The organism is Moorena sp., assembly GCF_982860115.1.
Genome location: NZ_CEYLVT010000021.1, coordinates 13755 through 37393, shown reverse-complemented (window position 1 = coordinate 37393; position 23639 = coordinate 13755). Strand labels below are relative to the sequence as shown.

Below are 23639 nucleotides of genomic sequence, written 5' to 3'. Positions count from 1 at the left end.
ATCTGATCACAATCAATCAAACCTTTGATTAATCAGTTAGTGCTGCAAATATCATCCAACAGACAAAATCGAGCAGACACCGATGAGTCATGCCCAACCGCCCCTAGAATTTATCCCACCAGCATTCAATCCCCTAGTGCTCCAAATGACCCAACTAGTGCTACCTAGTTGGCTGCGTTGGAATTCAGGGATTACCCAAATTCAAGCAGACAATGTTGACATTTTGGTGGACTTGTATCGTCAGTTTCAGGAGGGTAAGATTCGCTTCATGATGGCATTTCGCCATCCCAGCGTTGATGATCCACCCTGTATGATGTACTTGCTGAGGCGATTAGTGCCACAAGTAGCCAGACAAAAAGGCATATCCCTGCAACAACCGATTTATGCTCACTTTATCTATGACCGGGGCATACCCCTATGGGCAGGCTCTCATGTCGGCTGGCTTTATTCTCGCTTAGGTTGTACCCCCGTCCATCGGGGCAAAGCTGACTGGACGGGATTACGTTCAGCTCGTGACTTATTTGCCAATGGTTCTTTGCCGATGGCAGCAGCCCCAGAAGGTGCTACCAATGGTCACAATGAAATTATTAGCCCCCTAGAACCCGGTGTCGCTCAATTAGGATTTTGGTGCATTGACGATTTACTCAAAGCTGGACGCTCTGAAGAGGTTTTGATTGTGCCAGTGGGAATTCAATACAGTTATATTAAAGCTCCCTGGCAATCTCTGGAGAAGCTTTTAAGTGAATTGGAAGCCGATATTAGCATTGAACAAGACAGGTTGACGTCCGAACCATTAACCCCAACTAACCTAAAACCCTTTCAAGTTACTCTTTACCAACGACTCTATCGCTTAGGTGAACACTTACTATCCTTAATGGAGGAGTTTTACCGCCAATACTATCATCAAACTCTACCAAATCCTGTGGTATCAGAAGAACAGTTTGACAGGGATAATGCCTCACTACCAGCTCGCATCCAAGTCCTACTAGATACGTCCCTCAAGGTAGCAGAAAAGTATTTTGACTTGCCAGGGAAGGGGAATCTAATTGACCGTTGTCGTCGCTTAGAACAGGCAGGCTGGAATTACATATATAGAGAAGATTTCAAGGATATGAAAGCTCTCTCTCCCATACAAAGGGGACTAGCTGACCACATTGCTTCCGAAGCAAGCCTGCGGATGTGGCATATGCGACTGGTGGAAACATTCGTGGCACTTACAGGTCAATATGTGCTTGAAAAACCCACCGTCGAGCGGTTTGCTGAGACCAGCTTACTGGTATGGGATCTGGTCACTCGCCTCAAGGGTCGCAACCCCTTTGATCGTCCTCGATTAGGTAAGCAAAGGCTACAGATGAGAGTTGGTCAACCAATATCAGTCTCTGAGTTTTACCCAGCCTATCGAACCAGTCGTCATGGTGCTAGACAAGCTGTAGTTGACCTCACTCATGAGCTGCAAACCTCTATGGAAAGTCTGATCATAACTTGACAATATTCTCTGAATAAGTAATAATTTGGAACATTATTTTTATCCTTAACCTAAAGTTAACCAAAATTCCACTTTGATTAACTTTAGGTTAAGGTTTGGACTGTGACTATCCTGAGTCCACTCAACGTCAATCTCAAGAGTCTGGCTTGCTAGACGTCAGACTGGGACGATGAACAAACTAGTATTACCCCAAACCAAAACCATTGGAGAATGGAGTTATCTGGGAATTGCTGAAACACTTCCAGAAAATGCTTAGTCACGAAGCCGCCGTTCTCCAAGATCGAGATCCAGAACAGCTGCACCAAATGCGTATCGGAATGCGGCGCTTGCGTACCGCCATCACTAGTTTTACCCCTGCCTTAGACTTGCCCAAAGCAGCCTCTGAAAAACAGATTGGTAAGATTGCCCGTATTCTAGGGAGTCTTCGAGATCTAGATGTCCTCCAAGAAACCCTCCACAAAGGTTACCAACCCAAGTTACCCACCAAAGAACGGAAAGCATTGAAGCAAGCCTACGTTTACTTGGAAAAAAAGCGGTGCAAAGCTTTAAAACAAGTTCGGGACGTTCTGCAAGGTAAGCCACACCAAAAGCTTAAGCAAACCTTAAAACTGTGGCTCAAAAAACCCACCTATAAAGAAATGGCTCAGATGCCAGCGGCTGCGGTATTACCTGATTTACTCTTACCCATTGTCAGCAGCCTGTTACTCCATCCGGCTTGGCTAGTGGGCGTTGATCTTCAGGATACTGGTAGCCAAACTCCCAAGCCGCTGAAACCAGCAGCAGTTGAATCTCTGCTAGCCATTCGTGGGTCAGTGATTCACGATCTACGAAAGCAAGCCAAGCGGGTGCGTTACCAAATGAATCTATTTACTGAACTCTATAGTCCTACCTATAAGGACTATGTGGAAGATATGAAGCAAATTCAAGGCCTCTTAGGTGATATTCCACGACAGTATGGTTTTAGACGAATTCTTAAACTCTGTCTTTCACTTGGACCTAAAACATAAGGCTCCCCAGTTGGCTGAGTTGCTACAGGCCAACCGCTACAAATCATGGCAACAGTGGCAAACCTTACAACAGAATTATTTGAAGCCCGAAACCAGGCAAGCCTTTCGCCAAATATTGCTGACTGATTCAGGCAACTGATAGGTTTTATGCTGGTGTTAGTGTATCTTGGTTGAATGAATTGTATAAAATGTGCTACCCTTTTAGATATTGAAGTTAACGTAAGGAGAGGGTCGCCTTAATCAAAAAGTTTTAACCATGCATCTGCATAGCCTGCCGACCATAAAGGCTAACCTGTCTAAGGCGCGCGTCTTTAACCATAAAATGGACTCTCTCTATCGGTTTCGTCTCCAGGGATGAATTTTTCCAAATAGTGTTAATATAAAAAGTAAGGGTCTCAAAAAAAACTGGGTATTGACCCTACTCAGCTACCCTCGGTGCGTTCGCGTAGCGTGGCCATAGGCTAGGGAAAGTTACGCCCATGGAAATAACAACCAACGCTGGTTGTGCCTGGGAATCTCCATTCGTATTAGGATGGAGAGGTTCAATAACATAATAGATACAACACTTTGTTCTTTTTCCTTTCTCAGAGTCATGGGTTTTGGCAAAAAACCTTAGGCAAGACTGATTCCCTTGCTTATCTGCTCAAAAAGCAGTAATGGTTTTTAACCTGTTAGGGAACTGAAAGTGTAAAAGAAAAGATAGAAGTGGTCTTATAGGAGCTTTTTGCTTGATGGACTATATAGAAAAGGTTTTGGAAAAAATTCAAGAATGGGCGCGCAAGCTTATTGAAGCGCTATTAGGTCCTGAGGCTCAGCCTGAACCAGAACCAATCCCCATTCCTGTTAATGACCCAAGGTGTCGTCGGAATTAGATAGTTATTGTGTCCGGTGATCCTCGAAAACGTCTAAGTATCCTGGTTCTCCATGGTCCCAATCTTAATTTACTGGGACAGCGAGAACCAGGTATTTATGGATCTGTAACCTTGGATGAGATTAACTATATCCTAGAGGAAGAAGGGCAAAGGCTTGAGGCAAGCGTGACAGCGTTGCAGTCTAATCATGAAGGTATCTTAGTCGATAAGATACATGAAGCTTTAGGACACCACGACGGGATTTTAATTAATGCTGCTGCTTATACCCATACCAGTGTGGCTATTCGAGATGCAATAGCTGCCGTAGCCTTGCCAACTGTAGAAGTTCATCTGAGCAACATCTATCAACGAGAAGCTTTTAGACATCATTCGTTCATTGCACCAGTGGTAGTTGGTCAGATTAGTGGTTTTGGAGCTAACAGCTATAGACTGGGGTTACAGGCTCTAGTGCTGACATTGAGAAAATCGATTGGTAATTAAAATCAAAAAGGTTATGGGTGCTGCCTTGCGGGTTGAAAAAGGCAATTTAAGAGCACACTAGATTTCTTGACAAAATATGGATGCGGTACTCACTTTTGAACCGATTTAGAGGTGCCTTGTTAGGTAGCCTTGTGGGAGAAATCCTGGCTGGGAGTGGCTGCCAAAAGTTACCACCAGCTCAAGTAAGATTTCGACCGCTTTCCCTTGGGGATGCTGGTCTGAGTAAGGCGATTTCCGATTGGAGCAAGATTGCTACTTGTGGTATTGAAAGTTTGATTCGCTGTGGCAACCTCGATTTAGGAGATTGGTTAGTCCACTGTGAAAAGGCTCAACCCTCTATCCTTTCATTAAAAGGGACTGCCAACAGTAGCGAAGCAGCAGTAGCAACCTTACCAATAGCATTATTTTTTCATGAAGATGAAGTCAAGTTGCGCCAAAAGCTGCTACAGGCAGCAGCAATTTGGCAAAATGATTCTGAAAGGTTTGAGAGTGTCTTGACTATAGGTTGGGCAATAGCGATCGCCCTTACCGAAAAACTTGACTGCCCTAACCTGATTTCCCGAATCATTGCCTACCTAGGAAACTATGAAAATCAAAATACCTGGGTGGAACAATTGGAACAAGTACAAAGTCTACTGGAGCTTGGGGCAAGTTTAGAACAAACTGTTATCCAGCTGCGTCGAGAGCAAAGGCGTAGAAATGAGTCTGAGGATGACTGCTCTTTATCGATTGCCTTAGCATTGTACTGTTTCCTAAACACCCCAGAAGATTTTCGCCTCTGTGTAACTCGTGCAGCTATTACAGGCTATCAATCACAAACTACTGCTGCCTTAACAGGTGCTTTAGCTGGTGCCTATAACGGTATCATCGGTATTCCAGTGCCCTGGCTGGTGGCTCTTAACCTCAACAGTACTGGGGTTCACCCATGGCAATTAGCAGACCAGTTGTTGGCAGTGTGGTCAGGTGTATATGACGTTTCAGCGATAGCTCAGTTTCAGAAGCTAGCTGTGGTAGCACCAAGGGTGATCGGATCTCGATAAGCTGTTCAATCAAAGGACTTTCAAACCAAAAATTAAGCTCCACCTACAAGGGGCTTTAACCTGAAACGTGATGGTACATACAATTTTCATGGCCTGTGTTGCACCCGTAGTGTTGAATTTGCTACCACAGCTATAGGTAAAACCAATATAAACCAGTTAAACTAAGATGATCTAAAAAAAACACTGGCTTCTGAGCCTTGTAAACTAAAAATCAGTCAAGTCTGGAATTATATTCTGTTACTGACCCCGCAATAAAGGGTGCTTATGGGGTAAGACTTAAGCCTAAGTGTGACTAGACCATTGAGCCTAATCCTGGTAAGAACTTCCAGCCACAACCCCTAAGCTGGAGTATCTGCAAGACTGCTTACTTCAGTCGCGGTTAACGATCGGAATCATCACGGTGCGCACCTCCTAGGCCGCGAGCAATCCCTCGCGGCCTAGGGTCGCACCGCTTGGATTAGGTGGTCTGCATGGACTTACAACTCCATGATTGAGGATTATCTCAATGGGAGTAGCTATTTTATCACCAACTCGACAGCGACTAATGAGAATTACCCCAAGTTCCCCTAGGGAATCGATTAAAGAAAGAAAAGCTAAAGTTGTAAATAATGATGTAGGCGTATTTACGCTGAAGTTGGTCTGTGAATCATCTGGAAGTCAAACCCAAGCAATAGCCATGGGGATTGACCAAGGTAACCACGAAACCATAATCGGCGTAAAGTCAGTCTATACCACTTTAATCAAGTTTTCTGTTCGCAAACTCCAGTTACTGTTACAGTATACAAGGCGTGATTGTAATTGGAAGTTTCCCACGCAACCTGCGCTCTACCCATGTCAAATGAGTGGATTTAAAATGAGTGGAGGAAAACTTTCCAGTGTTTTTTATGAATAATCAATAAATGTAGATGTCTTTAAGCAAAATGCCACCACCACACAGCAAATTGTGAGCAGACCGCTACTGTTACCAGACATTGCCATTCCTGTGCTATGAAAACGTTCAATTCGCTGACACAGCCGATCACGCAATTACGGCGAACATCTCAGCACCTTCGCAGTTTTTTGGGATTTAACTCCTCTAGTGCTGCAAAATCCTCAGTTAGCCAATCACAGCAGGAGAATTTAAAAGGACAACCTCTACAGCTCACAGAATCTCCAAGCCATTGTGAAGGCACTTCCACTAGCCTAACTTCAGGAAAAAATTGGGGCAAAAGCCAGCACCAACTTCAACAGAAAATTACTCTACCTGTAATGTGGACTTTAGCAGTGGTTTCCCTGACCAGTGTTATGGGAGGGCGCTTTTACAATCAGCCACAGCTAGATGTAGACACAGTAGCACCACAGACAGTCCGGGCACCATTCGATGCTCTGGTTGAGGACTCTAAGACAACGGCTGAAAGACGCAAAGAAGCTCAAAGAGGTGCTCAACCAGTCTTGATGATTGACCAATCTGTTACAGAAAGAATTTCTCAAAATCTTGAGAAGTCTCTGGACGCTGTGGAAGAACTTCGCACTAACAGCGGTGTTTTTCCTTTTGTAAAGACTGATGTACTATCCATCGCCACCCAGCGGTATTTGCGCCAAAGTAAGGAATGGGAATGGCGGGCTATCTTGGCATTTTCAGATATCGATAACCATGTCAACGGGTTTGATTCTCAAGCCAAACCACCGACTCCGGCAGAAAATTCATTAAATGTAGCTTTTGTTGAGGCAGTAAGTGAACTGCAAAGCTACCGTCAACAGTCTTCTGAACAAGAGTTCTCAGCTCTGATTGAGTCAATATCTGCTGCTCGCCAACAGTACGCTCAGGTGTTGCCTCAGCTCTCAGAATACCTTAGCCCTGAATTCAGTAGCCTAGATGATGTTTCTGTACTGGATCTATCAGATCAAGATTGGCAGAAAACCCGCATCGTCATTAAGCAGGCTGCTAGTCGCATCCTGACCCAAGGCATTGTTCCAGGATTACCACCAAATCTGATCCAAGAGGCCGTGAAGGTAAACTTGAGTAGCCTTATGCCTCAGGAAGCTCAACCACTAGCTAAGTATTTACTAGTTAGAGTTTTAGAACCAAACTTGATCGAAAATAAAGAATTAACCAAGCTCATAGCAGAACAGGCAGCAGAAAAAGTGGAACCAATGATGGTTTCAGTGCGGCAAGGAGATGTGATTGTAACCGCAGGTGAAACCATCACTCAAACAGACTTTGTACTACTGGATTATTTCGACTTAAGCCGTCGAGGAATTAACTGGCCGGGTTTGATGGGATTTGGTGGCTTGGTTACTACTACGGTGGGCATCTTTGCCTTAGTGCAACGGCGAGTTCACCCGAAATGGAGACGGCGGGACTACATTTTGGTATTGCTACTGACGCTGAGTATGCCAATATCAATACTTTTCAAGAGTCCCTTCTTCAAGATTCCCTACACTATGCCTGCTATTGCTTTGTTAGTAGGGAACTTTTATGGGTCTACCATGGGCGTGACAGTGGTGGTTTTACTGACAGGCTTAGTGACCTTTAGTATGGAAGTCACTGGAGAACAAGTACTGGCAAATGTTGCTGGTGGTTTATTGGGTGCCTTGATGGCAGGACGAATGCGATCGCGAGAGGAATTGGCTGTTCTGGGAGTTGGGGTGGGCTTAACTCAAGGTGTCGTTTCCCTGATTATCAATCTGATTATTAGTGCCACGGCTAGTACAATTTGGTATGCAGTTCTGCCAGGAGCCTTGTTATTCGCTCTGTCTGGCTTAGCTTGGAGTATTGTCGCCCTGGGGCTATCACCTTACCTGGAACGTTTGTTTGACCTGGTGACACCGATTCGTCTGGCAGAATTGTCTAATCCCAACCGTCCCCTGCTCAAACGTCTAGCTACTGAGGCCCCTGGAACGTTTCAACATACTCTGTTTGTTGCTTCTTTGGCAGAAGCAGCAGCTCAAGAACTCCACTGTAATGTGGAACTGGTTCGGGCAGGTACGCTCTACCATGACATTGGTAAAATGCACGATCCGTTAGGGTTTATAGAAAATCAAATGGGTGGTCCGAACAAGCATGATGAGATTAATGATCCTTTCAAGAGTGCTGAAATTATCAAAAAGCACGTTACCGAAGGACTGGTGATGGCTCGTAAGCACCAGTTACCCAAGGCAGTGCGGGATTTTATCCCAGAGCATCAAGGGAAATTGCTGATTTCCTATTTTTATTTCCAGGCTCAGCAAAAAGCCCAACTCGAAGGTACTGGGTCTGTGGACGAGTCATATTTTCGTTATGACGGTCCAATTCCGCAATCCCAGGAAACGGGTGTAGTTATGTTAGCTGATGCCTGTGAAGCGGCCCTACGCTCACTCAAAGAGGTCACTCCGGAAACCGCTCTTACGGTGGTCAATAAAATTCTCAAAGCTCGCTGGCAGGACAACCAATTAGTCGATTCTGGGCTAACCCGGCAGGATTTATCAAAAATTGCCCAAGTGTTCATCAGAGTTTGGCAACAATATAATCACCAACGTATTGCTTATCCGAAGGGAGCACTTAATTGCCAGTCGTCTCCTAAATGAAGTACGAAGTCTCAAGTCTTGGTACAGCAATAGTATGAAACAGTATGAAACACGGAATTTCAAATCTGTTCCACCCTCTTGAATCCTGTTTCTGTACAAACACTGTGCAAGCCTTTGTCCCACTCATCAATGGGTAGTTGAGGTATATAGGCAAATTCAAATACCATGCCGATGGTAGGAATAGAATCCCACTCCGGTAAATTCAGCAGTCGGTCATAGAAACCACCACCATAGCCCAAACGATACCCCCGCTGGTCACAAGCCACAGCAGGTACAAGGATTAAATTCACATCCTTTGGCTCTAGGGTGGTAGCATTAGGTAATGGTTCTAAAATACCATAATTTCCTTTTTGCAAGGGTTCGCCCGCCTTCCAGGTATGCCAGAAGAGAGATTTTCCCACACATCTCGGTAGTCCCCAGCAGTGCTTAGTGTCTGTAAATAGGGGACTTAGATCTGGTTCTTGTCGAAAACTGAAATAGGCTAAGACTGTTTGTGACTGGGTAACTAGGGCTGAAGATTGCAGATGGGTACAGATGCGATCGCTTTTTTGCCGCCATTCTTCTACAGACATAGACTGGCGCTTTTGAAGCAGGGATCGGCGTAGTTCTGCTTTGTTCATCTGATCTTCCCTCCGCTTTGATAGGGCGATCATATCAACAAACTATGCTGATAGTGGCTAATCATACCGAGTTGCATTTAGCGATGCAGCGCGGTCTTGGGGGTTTCCCCCATGAGCGACTGCATCAAGACATGGGTAGTAGATAGGAGCTTGTTTACTCCCATCTACCAATTCCGTTCAATTGAGCCCTTAAGCAATAAATAATAGGTTAAATAATAGGTTTGAGAGCAACTTGGTATCAGTAATGGGTAATTGGCAACTGGGCTTATTACCCATTACCCATTACCCATTACCTAATCTCTCCCATTACCTAATCTCTCCTCTAGCAGGCACCAGTTACCTCTAGTAAGCACCGTTATTTTTGGGAAAAATAACAACACCAATGGTTTTCACGATGATCCATAAATCCAGCCAAAAATTCCGGAAACTGACATAGTAAACATCAATTTGCACACGGCGGTGGTAAGGTATGTCATTGCGTCCAGAAACCTGCCATAAGCCAGTAATTCCGGGTCGAATTGTCAAGACTTTATCCATGTGACGCCCGTATTTGGGCAATTCCTCTGGCACTAACGGTCTTGGACCAACCACACTCATCTGTCCGTTGAGTACATTCCAGAACTGAGGAAATTCATCTAAGCTAGTCAGCCGTAGAAATTTTCCAATTACAGTAATTCGAGGATCATCCTTGAGCTTGTAATTATCCTGAAATTCCTCCCGTATCTGAGGGGATTTTTCAATCATCTCTAGCAACATTTCGTCTGCATTTTCCACCATAGTTCTGAATTTCAGGCAAGTAAAAGGTTTGTAGTCTTTACCCACCCGCTCCTGAACATAAAAAATTGGTCCAGGTGAGCTGATCACAATTAGCAATGCCAGTAGCAGGTAAACGGGAAAAAACGAAATCAGAACTGATAGGGAAAAAGTAACATCAAACAGTCGCTTGGCAAAATTTCCGTCTAAGCGATAGCGAGTCAGATTCTTGTGTCTACGACGTGAAACGAGGGGCTGAAAACCTCGCTTCACGAATGCTCGCAATATCTTGACGGAGTTAAGTTGGCTTTCGGCAGTCATCTCACTCCTTCAATTCACACCACACGTCATAATCATAAAGCTACGAGACACTCGCTATAGCGCATAGCCAGCTAGGATATTTAATTTTTTACCAGAGAAATTAAAACTGGTAGTCTTGATAACACTTTTCCAGAAATGTCAGGTAGCGATCAGCAAAAATGTTGGGGGCAAATTTCGCAGCGTTTAACCGGCTCGCTTCCCGATTAAACTTTCCTGCCAAGGTCTCAAAGGTTTCCATGGCTTCAATCAAAGCCCCTGAGCTTTGCTCTGGAAACAATAGACCTGTACCACTGTCTAAATGTTGCCGAATATCTAGAACGGTTTCTAGTGCCCCACCAGCACCATAGGCAATCACCGGCGTACCACAAGCTTGGGCTTCCACCAGGGCAATGCCGAAATCCTCACAGGCAGCATAGACAAACCCTTTAGCTTTAGCCATATACTGCTCAACGACCTCATTGGGTTGAAATCCCATGAATTTTACATTCTTGTGAGCCAAGTTGCGAATCCCTGCTAAATCTGAGCCATCACCAATCACCACTAGAGGGTATCCCAGTTGATTAAAAGCTTGAACAATTAAAGATACTTGTTTGTAACTTACTATCCGGGAAACGGTCAGATAAAAATCTTCTTTTTCTTCCTGGAAAGGAAAACGTTCAATATTAACCGGTGGGTAAATCACTTCAGCCCTACGCCGATAGCAGCGCCAGATCCGCCGTGCTGTGTGATGAGAGTTGGCAATAAAGTAATCCACCCGATTTGCTGTAATCACGTCCCACTGACGTAACCGATGAAGCAGATAGCGAGTGATCAACCCTGGAAAACCCTGTCCCATAGAACTACTGCGCAAATAATCAAACGTCAAGTCCCAGGCATAACGCATGGGCGTATGGCAGTAACAGATGTGCAGTTGTTGGGGACTAGTAAGGACACCCTTGGCAACAGCATGGGAAGAGGAGAGAATAACATCATACTCCCCTAGTTCCAGCTGTTCAATCGCTAAGGGTAGCAGCGGCAGATATTTCTGAACCCCGTTACGAGCGAAGGGTAAGTTCTGTAGGAAGGTTGTGCCAATAGAGCGCTGATATAGATAACTCTGGGGATTTGTTGATTCAAAATCAATCAGGGCGTACAGGTCGGCATCAATGTGTTTGAGTATTTCTTGCACTACCAGTTCTGAGCCACCAGTTGCTTTGGGAGTCAACCACTCATGAACCAAGGCATATTTCATGAGATTTCAAAGGCAGATTGTTTAAATATACTACTGACAGTACTTGACAAACGAAAAATACCATATATTTGAATGGTAAATTTACTATAGACCTAACAGATAAGGTATTTTGGGTATTGCCTAACCAGGATATAAAAATATAGGGTTTTTCAGCTGCGCTCTAGACGGCGATTCTATAGCGCAGTCAGCCCACCACAAGACATCTAAACAACCTATCTGGCAATAAAGACGTCGAGGTAATAATAGGGTTTTATTAACTGTTTCAACCCGCTAGTTAGCTGAGCAGTAGGTATTAATATCCGCCACTAATTTTGGTTCTGGGGTGGTGGCTTTCTGCAAATTGCTCAAAGCTTCCTCCGCAGCTGAGCGGTCTTGCTTCTTAAAAGCCTCTACAAAGTCACGAGTCGCCTTGCTGGTATTGCGATACATCTTAATAAAACCAGCTTGATAGTCTTGGAGCTGTTCGTCCTTAACTATTATAGATTCCATGTCTTGAGATGCCCCCTCCATAGCATCAGCTGCCTGGAGCATTGCCTCGGGATCACTTGATTCTCCACCATTAGTTAGGGTTTTAGCTTCTTCAACGGCCTGGTTCGCCACTTCAATAATCTTCTGACATTCAACTTTTTTGCCACTACAGCTAACGGTCAATAAGCTCATGAGTACAGTCACCGGAACAAGGAGGAAGTACCGCGTTGGAAAATGCATTAATGCTCTCCTAATCAGTTTTGGGTACTCTCGTTTTGGTAGCATATTTTTACCATGCTGAAAAGCTTTAGCTTTAATTACACAACACTCCACTCTTCAATACAGGGCGTTCAGAGTCAGGATAGGCTGAGCGTCTAGGTGTAGGCTATTCATCCCCACCGCAAACGACGGATGGGGTATTACGCCCCTCTCAAACTCTTCCCATTTGATAACTGAACGAGATTTCTTAGTTTCGTGGCAATGCTTCGGAGCAATTTATTGTCAATAAACCTGTCAATAAGCCCCAAGAGTTTTGAGTGGTTTTGACAGGTGAAAGTATGGGAAAAAGGGAGTTTAGCCTTCTTGTTACCCCACACCCGTTCCCCCACACCCCATACCCGATCTTTTCCACACCCCATACCCAGTCTCTATAGACAAGCTTGGTGCGTAAGTCAAGAGCCAGGAAGGTCAGTCTTCCCCTGCTTCAATAGCTGTAGCAAGCTGTTGCAAGGTTTGTGTGACTTGCTCTAGCTGTTTTAGAGACTCATTTTGAGTTTCTGCCAAGGTTTGCACCGCATCACTTAGAGCAAAAAGCTGGTAGCCTTGTTGTTGAACTTGCTGCCCTTGGTTTTGTACTTGAATGACAAAGTTATCCACCCGGTCAGCCAGACGGTCTATGGTTTCGGTAGTGGCAAGCACTGCCTCTCCGATTTGTCCAACAATTAATTCCAAACGACTGATGCGGTTTTCCACCGTCAGTGACTCTTGTATGGTAGGAGTCGTGTTGTATGAAGTGTTTCCCATTTGAGCTGGTTTATCCACCGGCAACGTTTTCAATCAAACAAACATCAATATCGGCCATCAATATCGGCCATCAATATCATCGGCGCGAGGCAAACAGGCATGGAGTATGAAGTCTTGCCTAGTCTGCTATTAAATCGGGTCAGATCCGAATATCCCCTCTTAATTCGCCAAGAGTATTCTATGATTATTGGTTGAACTAGCAAAATTTCCACCCCTTTGACAGAAAACGTTTCCTAGTTTGATCGCACTCACAGCAATTTCAAAGTGACGCTTTTCAGCCAATGGCAAGTATAATGCCGGTGTTAAGGCAATTCAGACTGGGGTGATTTACCTGTTGAGAGGTTCCTCAAACTGAGCATGTCGCCCCAATTTGAGGGATTTATGCCTATCAAATTACCACAGTTTATCAATTAGCCCAATACGACTAGCCGGATAGGACGTAATCGTTGTCGGATCAAACTTCCACAACAAACCGCTAACGGTCAAAAACTTACAATGGTATTCACTTATGCAACTACTATTTCTAGTCCTGCTATGGGTAGTGCTTGGATTTTTGCTCGCCAAGCTGCTGCTCGAAATTATCCCTAAACAGTATTTCACCTGGCTTGGGGGTTTTTTGGTTTTTGCCATCATTGTCCTGCTGTTTTTCACCCCAACCAATGCCCTGGTTTCACCGATATGGACAATTCTCTCACTTCCCTTTCAACCATTGGGCTTAGCAATTCTGCTTTGGTTCCTAGGAGCAATGCGAATTAAAGGTGACAAGATCTCTAAACCAGGACCTACCTTGATTTGGACGGGATTTTTTGTCTTGCTTGTGGCCAGTACCCCTTTTCTATCTAATCGGCTGGCTCAACTTCTCGGGCCTGGAGTCGTTCAAAACCAACCTACGGTTCAAATGGCGAAAACAATTGGGTGGCAGGAGGAAACCCTCACTGCTTTTGTCCCCAATGGGGAATCAATTCAGCTTACTACTAATGCTAGTCCTTTCCCTAGGAACCCTGTGTTGGCTCAACTTGTTCCACCCAATCAAGCCATTGGCATCCGAGCTTTTATCCCTTCTATCGGAGCCCTTCAGCAGACTACCCAGGTCATTAACAGCTTCTTTAGCAATATTTACTTCCAACTACGAGGAAGACCAGTTACCAGCACAGAACTTGAATCGCCGACCGCAAGAGATGTTTCTTGAAATATAGACCTTATGTTAACGACCCACATGAACCCGATCAGGTATAGTGTGGGTTTCTGGTTTAACCGGAAGTAAACCGATACCACCCTCGGCTCTCACCTTCAGTAAGGGTCGATGATTTATCCTGATCTGGGATTTCCTTGAGGGTAAGTACTGACCGGTTTTTGGTGAAAGGTTAAGCCTAGAGGAGGAGAATTGTTGAATATTGTAACCAGGATGGGAATTGTATAGTATTGTAACATGCTGAATTCCCGTCTAAAAAAACTGCTGCTTTACCTGCGCCCATACTGGCGACAGTCAGCCCTAGGTATTTTTGCCCTACTTATTGTCAATGGACTTGGTGTTTATATCCCCTTACTGATCAGGGATACTATTGACAAGTTGAGTCAAACCTTGAGCTTCGACCAAGTCGGGAGCTTTGTGCTGCTTATTTTGATACTCACCTCATTGATGTGGGGGATTCGGATGGCTTCGCGCATCCTATTGTTTGGGGTGGGGCGCAAAGTGGAATTTGACCTGAAGCAGCGGATTTTTCAGCATTTGCTGACATTGGAACCAGCCTATTTTTCTCAGAACACAATAGGTGATTTGATTAACCGAGCCACCAGTGATGTGGATAATATTCGGCGTCTATTGGGGTTTGCAGTTTTGAGTCTGGCGAATACGGTGTTTGCATACTGTTTGACCCTGCCGGTTATGATTGCCATTGATCCGTGGTTGACGTTCTTAGCATTGGCGGTTTATCCGTTGATGTTGATTATTGTCAAGCTATTTAGTGAGAAACTGCGCAGCCAACAACAAGTAGTCCAGGAGAAACTTTCTAACCTCAGTGAGCTGATTCAGGAAGATATGAGTGGTATCGCCATGATTAAAATATACGCTCAGGAAGAAAACGAGCGTCGTGCGTTCCATCAACTCAATCAGCAGCTTTTGGGAGCAAATCTCAATTTGGCAAGAACACGAAACTTTCTGTTTCCGATAGTTGAGGCTCTTACCTACCTCAGCTTACTGGTGCTGTTAAGCATTGGTCCTGGTTCCATTGAGTCCGGTGCTATCAGTATTGGTGACTTTGTGGCGCTGATTATTTACACTGAACGTTTAGTCTTCCCCACAGCACTGCTAGGGTTTACCATCACTGCTTATCAACGCGGTGAAGTGAGTATTGATCGTATTGAGTCGATTCTCTTGGCTCAGCCTCGGATTACAAATGCCCCAGATTCGGTTAGCCTGCCAACGCCAGTAAGGGGTAAGCTCAAGGCTGTAAACTTGAGTTACACTTACCCCGGCAGCAAAACTCCTGCCCTGAAAAATGTTAGCTTCACGATTAATGCAGGTGAGACAGTAGCGATTGTGGGAGCCATTGGTTGTGGAAAATCTACCCTGGCTAATGCCTTGCCTCGTTTGCTGGATATTCAAGCTAGTCAACTGTTTTTGGATGGATATGATACTACTAAGCTGCCCTTGCAGGACTTGCGGAATGCGATCGCATATGTTCCTCAAGATAGCTTCTTGTTCAGCACTAGCATTAAAAACAATATCTGCTACGGTATACCAATCAGCAAACAATCAGAGGTAGAATACGCAGCTTCGCAATCCCAAATTCACCCTGAAATTATGAATTTCCCCCAGCAGTACGAAACAATTGTTGGGGAAAGGGGAATAACCCTGTCTGGGGGGCAGCGACAACGTACTGCTTTAGCTAGAGCTCTGCTGATGGATGCACCAGTGCTGATTCTTGATGATGCACTTTCTAGTGTTGATAATCAGACAGCAACCCAAATTCTGGACAATCTGTCGGAAGGAGTTCAGCGCAAAACTGTAATTTTTATCTCCCATCAACTTTCAGCTGCTGCCAAGGCTGACCGGATTTTAGTAATGGACGCAGGGGAAATTGTCCAAACTGGTTCTCATGGTGAACTTCTACAACAACCTGGTATTTATCGCTTTCTTTGGGAGCAGCACCAATTAGAAGAAGTGTTGCAGTAGTTATTTAAGTAGTTAACCTACCTAATAGCTAACAGCTTAAAAACGGGACTGGCCGGATTCGAACCGGCGACCTAGCGCTTCAGATTGGTGTGAGTTTCCCCACTCTCTGGACTATACCTTCACCCTAGGATAATACCCCTTAAGGATAATACCCCTTAGGTGGTGGCCGTCTAGTCTCTCCACCTTCCTGGATTTAACCAAGGGCGATGACTCGCACACAGATTCAGGCTTGGCTCGGTATTGCCTTAGAGTACTGAATAAGCTAAATACCCCTTAGGTTTCACCGAATTTGACCACATTCACTCACGGAATTTCTTCCATGGTGCCCGATTTTTCAGGAGGCGCTTGCTCTATCCAGCTGAGCCACAGCCCCAATCGCAATATACCCGTATATTATCACAAAAGCTGTTAATCAAGCATCGATAGCCATACCTGATCAGGGTTGAATACCCCCGTTAACCCAACTGGTAATAGGTAATGGGTAATCGAACCTAATTTTTAAGCAGTTTGTTGGTTGACGCTCTTGCCTAGAAAAGTGGGAACTATAGAACTAATCGCGATTAGATCCCATGTTGCCGAAGACTATGTTCCGGTCATGGCTAATAGTCAGCTATTTATAATTAATTAATTATAAATAACCAATTAATAACTAAGATGACAGAAATTTATGCGAGCCCAAGAACATTTGCTGGTAGTGATTGGACATAGATGATGAGCAAGCTAGGTAAGCTTCCCAAATCTATTCACTCTACTATCTGGTTAGGATTACTAACCTTTTTGATAGTAACTATGGTAGTGCCTGCTGTAGCCCATCCTGATCATTCGGTACTGGGGAGTAGAGCAAACGTCGGTGGAAATCAGGAAATCGTTAGTGCTATTTCTAATCCCCAAACCCTTGTGCTAGAACCCGCTGACCATGATTCAGAGTTGCTAGAGCAAGGCAAAACTCTCTATGAAGCCGGACGATTTGCTGAGGCGGCTGCGGTCTGGCAACAGGCAGCTGTTGGTTTTGAGCAACAAGGTGATGAAGTGGGACAAGCTTTGAGTTTGAGCTATCTGTCCTTAGCTGACCAACGATTGGGAAAATGGGAGCAAGCCCAGAGTGCTATTGACAGAAGTTTGAAGATTTTGCAGGCTCCACAACTTAGGGAAGAAGGGTCGATTTTGGCTCAAGCGCTGACTATTCAGGGAAGTCTCAGAAATGCTATGGGACAAACGGAATCTGCTCTGGAAAGTTGGCAAAACTCAGAAGCTACCTATCAATCTGTAGGGGATGAGGTGGGCATCTTGGGTAGCCAGATTAACCAGGCTCAAGCCCTGCAAACTATGGGCTTCTACAGGCGATCGCGAAAACTATTAGAAGCTGTCAATGAAAAGCTCCAAGCTCAAGATGATTCCCTGCTTAAAGTCAAGGGATTGCGGAGTTTGGGAGTGGCTTTGCAAGTAGTGGGAGATGTACACGAATCCAGCAAAGTTTTAGAGCAAAGTTTGGCAATTGCCCAGAAGTTAGATTCTCCCACTGATACCAGTCACATTCTTTTCAGCTTGGGAAATACTTCCAGGAACTTACAAGAGCCGGAAACTGCCTTGAAGTACTACCAACAAGTGGTGAGAAAAGCAACTAGCCCACAAATTAAAACTGAAGCCCAACTCAACCAACTCAGCCTTTATCTAGAACTAGACCAGCTCCAGAAAGCGATCGCACTATTGCCTGCCATTGAATCTAATCTAGCTCAGCAGCCCCCTAGTCGAACCAAAGTCTACGCTGCGGTCAACTTTGCTGAGAGTTTGTCAAAGTTGGCAGCTGCTTCCCCTAGACAGCTCACTTGGGTGCCTATACCCATCCAAAAAGCCGCAAAAATTCTGGCACGAGCAGTGCAAGAAGCTATGGAATTGGGGGATCCAACAGCTCAAGCTTATGCCATGACTCAGTTAGGTTCATTGTATGAAAAAACTCAGCAGTGGTCTGAGGCTTTGAGGTTAACAGAGAATGCTCTACAGATTGCCCAAGGTAATCATGCCTCAGATATTGCCGCTCGTGCAGCTTGGCAACTGGGGAGGCTGCACAAACAGCAGGGGCATATCAACGAAGCGATCGCAGCTTACGATTCAGCAGTCAAAACTCTCCAGTCACTGCGCTCAGACTTAGTCGCTATCAATCCAGATGTCCAATTTTCTTTCACTGAAACTGTTGAACCGATCTATCGAGAGCTAGTTGAATTACTACTACAACCCTCTGTCAACCCCCCTGAGCCAGGAGGGGTATCCCAGACAAAAGGCTCAGGGGAAATTAGTCAAGACCACCTGAAAAAGGCGATGGAAGTTATTGAATCGCTGCAATTAGCCGAATTAGAGAACTTTTTCCAGGAAGCCTGTTTAAAAGGTCAACCGAGGCAGATCGACCAGATTGACCAGAAAGCGGCAGTTATTTATCCTATTATTTTGCCAGAACGGTTAGAGGTGATCGTTTCTGTGCCAGGACAACCGCTCCGTCACTACCAAACTTATATACCTCAAGCTGAGCTAGAGCAGTTTTTCCGACGGATGCGACAATCCCTGAATAGAGCTTTTTCTGAGCCAGCACGTCTCAAACTCTATCAGCAAGCTTATGATTGGCTGATTAGACCTGTAGAATCTGAGTTAGAAGACCACGGCATCACCACTCTAGTATTTGTACTAGATGGTTATTTGCGGAATTTACCCATGTCCGCTCTGTATGATGGTCAACAGTATCTTATCGAGAAATATAGCATAGCTCTAAGTCCAGGATTGCAGCTTTTAGATCCACGTTCCCTTGAATCGAAACAGATCCAAGCTATAACTGCTGGGCTCAGTGAAGGTCGCCAAGGTTTTAAGCCTTTGCCAGCAGTAAAGCGAGAATTAGACCAGATTTCGTCAAAAATTTCCACAACAGTGCTTTTGAATCAGGAGTTTACTGATAGCAACCTCCAAAACGCTGTTGATGCACAACCTTTCCCAGTATTGCATCTGGCAACCCACGGTCAGTTTAGTAGTACTGCCGATGAGACGTTTGTTTTAGCCTGGAACGATCGAATTAATGTCCGGCAATTCAATTCACTACTGCGCTCAAGAGAAAGACAAGACACTAATCCCATTGAATTATTGGTACTCAGTGCTTGCCAAACTGCTAGAGGAGATAATCGTGCCGTCTTGGGTTTAGCTGGAGTAGCAGTACGTTCGGGAGCACGCAGTACCTTAGCCACCCTATGGGCAGTAAGGGATGAATCGACGGCTCAGTTAATGGCTAAATTTTACAAGTATTTGGCTGAAGCAGGTTTAAGTAAAGCTGAAGCGTTGCGCCGTGCTCAGTTAGAGCTATTAAAAGGGGAATACAACCATCCTGTCTACTGGGCTCCCTTTGTGTTAGTGGGAAATTGGTTGTAATTGCTCTATCTCTAATCGAAGAACTTTTAAAACACATTCTTAGAGGACAATTGGGCATAAAACATACTAGAAATAAAACATAAAACAAACATGAACGCAAACCTTAGGCGTTTATATTGAAATTTCTAGCAACCCTCAAAAAAAAAAATTAGAAAGCGGCAAATCATCTGCTTTGCTTTCTGTGCCCACCATGATCATAAAGAAAGTCCTGCAGCAATAGGAAATATTTTATGAAATCAAACAAATTAACCGTGAGATTACCACTTTGTTTTACTTTACTATTCCTAGGAATGACTCTAATCCACAGTTTGCCAACTCAGGCGGTGATGTTCCAAAATGGGAAGGATCCAGCACCAAAGACGGGAAGGGGTGGAGCTTCCCGGGGTGAAGATATTTGTTTCTCTGATTCTAAAACCACCACTTCATCAGTCACACCGCTGATGCCAGCTACTAATGTGGGCTTAACGGTGGCAGAACGTCCAACTTTGCTGGTATATGTTCCTCAGACTTCAGCTAAAGAAGCTTTTTTAAGTTTCGAGGATGAACAGCGAAACCATCATTACCAGACCTTTATAAGTCTGCCTAATCAACCAGGTGTAATGGCGGTTCAATTACCACCTGAGGCTCGAGCACTCGAGGTCGGTAAGAATTACCAATGGTCTTTGGTGATGATTTGTGGGGAGTATTTAGAACCAGATAGTCCTGAGGTAACTGGATGGGTTCGTCGAGTTGAAGCCAATTCTACCTTGATGAATCAGAAAACATTAAAAGCCTCACTGAAAAAAGCCTCATTGTTGGCTGAATCAGGGATTTGGGTCGATACTATCGCTACCCTCGCTGATTTAAGGCGAGCTGAACCAAAAAATTCAGTCTATCGCTCCCATTGGGAAGAACTGTTACAATCACAAGGACTAACTGCGATCGCTAACCAGCCGTTGCTTAATAAATAAACTATAAATAACTGAACATCAGACCATCAACTATTATCCTGCAATCCTTGGAAAGCAAGGATTTAATCCTATCTGGATCAAGGGGTTAGTTAGCAGCTGATTTGTGATAACTCCAAAAAATATCCCATCTTAAACCCCTGGTTGAAAACCAGGGGTTTAAGATGGGGCTTAAAACAACTTACGGAATTGATTCCGTCCTATCCTGTCAATAGCTGAACTAAGAAACTCAATCAAGCATAGTTGAGTCAGTTAGCAATTATCCATGACCAATTAGCCTCAATCATTCCACAATTGGCCAACCTCAATTTTTCTCCCTTTTTTGCTTTTTTTCTCAAGACTGTTACTTAGTCAGGATTTACTGGGAATTCTGTAGGTAAGTTATCGACGGGTTAGTGACTCACCACAAAAGCAGTTCTACCGGTCGATGCTATTCCTGGAATCCTGCCAACCAATAGAAGCGCTTATAGGCTTCTGCTGCAAGGTTGGTAGAGAACACACCTGACCTAGATTAGAGATTGACTAAGGGGAATGTGGCTTCACTTTAAAGAGCGTTTGAAGCAATGGCGCTTTGTACTGATAATAGCTCCCGTTGTGGCTGCACTGGTCACTGTTTTGGATACGGCAGGATGGTTCCAGCTACTGGAGTGGGCTACCCTGGATCAATTTTTTCGCCTGCGTCCGGTTGAAGACATTGATAATCGCATTGTGATTATCACCATTGATGAATCGGATCTGACTCAACTTAGAGGATGGCCGATTTCTGATGCTGTTTTAGCTGAGTTAATCAGAAAAATTAAAGCACACCGGCCTCAAGGTATTGGTCTGGATATTTATCGAGATTTGCCAGTGGAACCTGGTTATCAGGAGTTGGTTGAGGTGATGGAGTCCACACCGAACTTGATTGGAGTGAAGTCCCTCGTGAGGGATAAAACAGTTGCCCCACCTCCGACCTTAGCACAACGAGATCAAGTTGCTCTAGCAGATTTAGTGCTAGATGGGGATGGTAAAGTAAGGCGAAGCTTGATATCAGCAGCAGATGAATCCGGTAAGGATATACCTACCTTAGGGGTTAGATTGAGCTTGATGTATCTTCAAGCCAAAGGGATCAATCTCAAAAAAATCGATGGGAGAGGTGAGTATTACCAATTAGGTCAAGCAAGATTTGTGAATCTAACCGATAAAAATGCTGGTTATCAAGGTGCAGATCTTGGAGGCTACCAAATATTGTTGAATTACCGTGGAACCGAAGAGCGCTTCCATACAGTTTCAATCACTGATGTTCTGAACAATAGAATTTCGCCGGAGCAGTTTTACAATCGCATTGTTTTGATTGGTATGACCGCACCGAGCCTTAACGACATTTTTCCGACGCCCTATGATAGCAGTCTTAACTCTATCGTTCAGGAAATGCCTGGTGTCGTTATTCATGCCAATATCACCAGCCAGATGTTGAGTTCAGCACTTGATGGACGAGTTCTGCTGCGAGTATGGTCTGTTAACGCACAGGGGCTATGGATTTTTTGCTGTTCGTTGATCGGAGCCGTAGGAAGTTGGCTATTACCAGAGACTAAGTGGTTAAGAAAACATCTCCTGAGCAAATTAATTCTGAGTATTTTGATCACAGGGGGCATGATTGTCGGTGGTAGCTATTTAGTCTTTATAACAGGTTGGTGGATTCCTATAATTTCTCCATTAATGGCTCTAGGTTTATCGGCAATTTTAGGCACTAATACCCACAATCAATGGCAATTGAAACAAGCTAACCAGCAATTGCAAGATTATTCTCGCACTTTGGAGGTCAAAGTTAAAGAGCGCACCCAAGAATTAGAAAAAGCCAAAGTAGCTGCTGATGTTGCTAACCAGGCAAAAAGCGAATTTTTGGCTAACATGAGCCATGAACTGCGCACTCCCCTTAATGGCATTTTGGGATACGCTCAAATCCTCAAACGCTCCTCGAATATAAATAAATCAGACCTGGATGGCATCGGTATTATTCACCAGTGTGGCTCTCATTTGCTTACTTTAATCAATGATATTTTAGACCTATCGAAAATTGAAGCTCGGAAACTAGAGCTGCACAAAAGTGACATTCATTTTAATTCCTTCTTGATGGGCGTGGTAGAAATTTGTCGGATTCGTGCCCAGGAAAAAAGTATATCGTTTATTTACCATGGCGATCCTCAGCTTCCAGTGGCAATTTATGGGGATGAAAAACGCCTGCGGCAAGTTTTAATTAATTTACTGGGTAATGCGATTAAATTTACCGATACTGGAAGTGTGACCTTTCAAGTAAGTTTAATCGCTTCATCCTTGAATGGTGACCGTTCCCAAACAATCAGATTTAAAATTGAAGATACTGGTGTAGGGATGACTCCAGAACAGTTGAAAAAGATTTTTTTGCCGTTTGAGCAGGTAGGAGATACTAAAAAACAGTCAGAAGGCACTGGCTTGGGATTGGCAATTAGTATGAAACTTATCTCCCTAATGGGGAGTGAAATAAAAGTGGAGAGTACCTTAGGTGAGGGAAGTAAGTTTTGGCTAGATTTGGAACTAGCAACTGCTACGGAATCCCTGGAGCAAGAAACAGTCGTAGACAGCAGCAATATTGTTGGCATTAAAGGTAAACCTCCAACCACCTTAATAGTGGATGATCATCTCAACAATCGCTCGTTACTCATTAACCTACTAGAGTCGATTGGATTTCGTTGCTTTGAAGCAAGTAATGGTAAAGAAGGTTATCAGCAAGCAACAAAAATTAAGCCCGATTTAATTTTGACAGATATTGTGATGCCAATTATGGATGGATTGGAAATGATCGGTGCTATTAGAAAATCACAGCAACTGCCAAATGTAGTGATTATGGTTGTATCTGCTAGTGCCTTTGAAACTGACATAAAAAACAGTATAAATGCTGGAGCTGATGCATTTTTATCTAAGCCAATTAATATGGATTCTCTTTTTAATCAGTTACAAAAATATTTAAATATTGATTGGCTTTATGAAGCAAATAATCACCTAGAAACTATAAAAAAAGAAAATTTACCACTGGAGACAGATGAAATTTTAGCTCCACCAGCTGAGGTGATTGAAAAGCTATTTGAATTTGCAAAAAGAGGTAATATCCATGGCATAGAGAAAACAGTGGTTGAACTGGAACAGATCGATAAAAAATTTAGTCCTTTTGCCAATGAATTAAGGCAATTAGCAACTAGCTTTCAGGTTAAGCAAATTCGGGAATTTATCAAATCGTTCAGGGGGTAAA

The 23639-nt window shown here is 44.1% G+C and carries 17 protein-coding genes; 12 read left to right on the top strand and 5 right to left on the bottom strand.

Annotation, left to right across the window (positions count from 1 at the left end; genetic code table 11):
• The first annotated feature begins 82 nt into the window (after positions 1-82).
• The 7 genes from AC4II3_RS06190 to AC4II3_RS06160 all read left to right on the top strand — a co-directional run bounded on the left by AC4II3_RS06190 (position 83) and on the right by AC4II3_RS06160 (position 8431).
• The gene (locus AC4II3_RS06190; RefSeq protein ID WP_488029130.1) at positions 83-1486 is read left to right on the top strand and encodes a 1-acyl-sn-glycerol-3-phosphate acyltransferase; all 1404 of its coding nucleotides are present in this window, start codon (positions 83-85) and stop codon (positions 1484-1486) included.
• A 203-nt stretch (positions 1487-1689) separates the two neighbouring features.
• A complete protein-coding gene (locus AC4II3_RS06185) occupies positions 1690-2493 on the top strand; it encodes a CHAD domain-containing protein (protein ID WP_488008339.1) in 804 nt (267 codons plus the stop codon).
• 731 nt (positions 2494-3224) lie between these two features.
• Entirely contained in the window at positions 3225-3365 is a 141-nt protein-coding gene (locus AC4II3_RS06180) for a hypothetical protein (RefSeq protein ID WP_008177935.1), read from the top strand.
• A 9-nt stretch (positions 3366-3374) separates the two neighbouring features.
• Entirely contained in the window at positions 3375-3845 is a 471-nt protein-coding gene (aroQ, locus tag AC4II3_RS06175; RefSeq protein ID WP_488008337.1) for a type II 3-dehydroquinate dehydratase, read from the top strand.
• An 80-nt stretch (positions 3846-3925) separates the two neighbouring features.
• Positions 3926-4885 (top strand): ADP-ribosylglycohydrolase family protein, encoded by a 960-nt coding sequence (locus AC4II3_RS06170; RefSeq protein ID WP_488008335.1) that lies wholly within the window; start codon positions 3926-3928, stop codon positions 4883-4885.
• A gap of 505 nt (positions 4886-5390) precedes the next feature.
• Complete coding sequence (locus tag AC4II3_RS06165; RefSeq protein ID WP_488008333.1) at positions 5391-5777, top strand: RRXRR domain-containing protein; 387 nt, start codon at positions 5391-5393, stop codon at positions 5775-5777.
• Between the two features lie 95 nt (positions 5778-5872).
• Positions 5873-8431: an HD family phosphohydrolase gene (locus AC4II3_RS06160; protein WP_488008331.1), complete on the top strand. Its 2559-nt coding sequence runs from the start codon at positions 5873-5875 to the stop codon at positions 8429-8431.
• 59 nt (positions 8432-8490) lie between these two features.
• Here AC4II3_RS06160 and AC4II3_RS06155 read toward each other — a convergent pair whose 3' ends face one another.
• The 5 genes from AC4II3_RS06155 to AC4II3_RS06135 all read right to left on the bottom strand — a co-directional run bounded on the left by AC4II3_RS06155 (position 8491) and on the right by AC4II3_RS06135 (position 12847).
• The gene (locus AC4II3_RS06155; protein WP_488008329.1) at positions 8491-9051 is read right to left on the bottom strand and encodes a 5-formyltetrahydrofolate cyclo-ligase; all 561 of its coding nucleotides are present in this window, start codon (positions 9049-9051) and stop codon (positions 8491-8493) included.
• A gap of 342 nt (positions 9052-9393) precedes the next feature.
• Entirely contained in the window at positions 9394-10125 is a 732-nt protein-coding gene (locus AC4II3_RS06150) for an undecaprenyl-phosphate galactose phosphotransferase family protein (RefSeq protein WP_488008327.1), read from the bottom strand.
• A 100-nt stretch (positions 10126-10225) separates the two neighbouring features.
• A complete protein-coding gene (locus AC4II3_RS06145; RefSeq protein WP_488008325.1) occupies positions 10226-11356 on the bottom strand; it encodes a glycosyltransferase in 1131 nt (376 codons plus the stop codon).
• A gap of 270 nt (positions 11357-11626) precedes the next feature.
• A complete protein-coding gene (locus AC4II3_RS06140; protein WP_070396116.1) occupies positions 11627-12064 on the bottom strand; it encodes a hypothetical protein in 438 nt (145 codons plus the stop codon).
• Positions 12065-12511: 447 nt separating this feature from the next.
• Positions 12512-12847 (bottom strand): hypothetical protein, encoded by a 336-nt coding sequence (locus AC4II3_RS06135; protein ID WP_075906684.1) that lies wholly within the window; start codon positions 12845-12847, stop codon positions 12512-12514.
• A gap of 508 nt (positions 12848-13355) precedes the next feature.
• On the opposite strand from AC4II3_RS06135, the gene AC4II3_RS06130 reads away from it, so the two are divergent.
• From AC4II3_RS06130 to AC4II3_RS06110, 5 genes are all read left to right on the top strand, one after another.
• Positions 13356-14036 carry a hypothetical protein gene (locus tag AC4II3_RS06130; protein WP_488008323.1) on the top strand — a complete coding sequence of 227 codons (681 nt, stop codon included), beginning with the start codon at positions 13356-13358 and terminating at the stop codon, positions 14034-14036.
• Positions 14037-14276: 240 nt separating this feature from the next.
• The gene (locus AC4II3_RS06125; RefSeq protein ID WP_488008321.1) at positions 14277-16022 is read left to right on the top strand and encodes an ABC transporter ATP-binding protein; all 1746 of its coding nucleotides are present in this window, start codon (positions 14277-14279) and stop codon (positions 16020-16022) included.
• Between the two features lie 711 nt (positions 16023-16733).
• Entirely contained in the window at positions 16734-19427 is a 2694-nt protein-coding gene (locus tag AC4II3_RS06120; protein ID WP_488008345.1) for a CHAT domain-containing protein, read from the top strand.
• A 230-nt stretch (positions 19428-19657) separates the two neighbouring features.
• A complete protein-coding gene (locus tag AC4II3_RS06115; RefSeq protein ID WP_488008319.1) occupies positions 19658-20377 on the top strand; it encodes a DUF928 domain-containing protein in 720 nt (239 codons plus the stop codon).
• Between the two features lie 528 nt (positions 20378-20905).
• Positions 20906-23638, top strand: coding sequence for a CHASE2 domain-containing protein (locus AC4II3_RS06110; RefSeq protein ID WP_488008317.1), 2733 nt, complete (start codon positions 20906-20908; stop codon positions 23636-23638).
• The last annotated feature ends 1 nt before the right edge of the window (position 23639 follow it).

What these genes read in the sequence shown, in the direction of transcription:
- AC4II3_RS06165 (WP_488008333.1), top strand. Translation starts at nt 5,391, where the DNA reads ATGGGAGTAGCTATTTTATCACCAACTCGACAGCGACTAATGAGAATT.
- AC4II3_RS06125 (WP_488008321.1), top strand. Translation starts at nt 14,277, where the DNA reads ATGCTGAATTCCCGTCTAAAAAAACTGCTGCTTTACCTGCGCCCATAC.
- AC4II3_RS06120 (WP_488008345.1), top strand. Translation starts at nt 16,734, where the DNA reads ATGAGCAAGCTAGGTAAGCTTCCCAAATCTATTCACTCTACTATCTGG.
- AC4II3_RS06110 (WP_488008317.1), top strand. Translation starts at nt 20,906, where the DNA reads ATGTGGCTTCACTTTAAAGAGCGTTTGAAGCAATGGCGCTTTGTACTG.
- AC4II3_RS06180 (WP_008177935.1), top strand. Translation starts at nt 3,225, where the DNA reads ATGGACTATATAGAAAAGGTTTTGGAAAAAATTCAAGAATGGGCGCGC.
- AC4II3_RS06135 (WP_075906684.1), bottom strand. Translation starts at nt 12,847, where the DNA reads ATGGGAAACACTTCATACAACACGACTCCTACCATACAAGAGTCACTG.
- AC4II3_RS06155 (WP_488008329.1), bottom strand. Translation starts at nt 9,051, where the DNA reads ATGAACAAAGCAGAACTACGCCGATCCCTGCTTCAAAAGCGCCAGTCT.
- AC4II3_RS06150 (WP_488008327.1), bottom strand. Translation starts at nt 10,125, where the DNA reads ATGACTGCCGAAAGCCAACTTAACTCCGTCAAGATATTGCGAGCATTC.
- AC4II3_RS06160 (WP_488008331.1), top strand. Translation starts at nt 5,873, where the DNA reads ATGAAAACGTTCAATTCGCTGACACAGCCGATCACGCAATTACGGCGA.
- AC4II3_RS06130 (WP_488008323.1), top strand. Translation starts at nt 13,356, where the DNA reads ATGCAACTACTATTTCTAGTCCTGCTATGGGTAGTGCTTGGATTTTTG.
- AC4II3_RS06190 (WP_488029130.1), top strand. Translation starts at nt 83, where the DNA reads ATGAGTCATGCCCAACCGCCCCTAGAATTTATCCCACCAGCATTCAAT.
- AC4II3_RS06140 (WP_070396116.1), bottom strand. Translation starts at nt 12,064, where the DNA reads ATGCATTTTCCAACGCGGTACTTCCTCCTTGTTCCGGTGACTGTACTC.
- AC4II3_RS06145 (WP_488008325.1), bottom strand. Translation starts at nt 11,356, where the DNA reads ATGAAATATGCCTTGGTTCATGAGTGGTTGACTCCCAAAGCAACTGGT.
- AC4II3_RS06115 (WP_488008319.1), top strand. Translation starts at nt 19,658, where the DNA reads ATGAAATCAAACAAATTAACCGTGAGATTACCACTTTGTTTTACTTTA.
- AC4II3_RS06170 (WP_488008335.1), top strand. Translation starts at nt 3,926, where the DNA reads ATGCGGTACTCACTTTTGAACCGATTTAGAGGTGCCTTGTTAGGTAGC.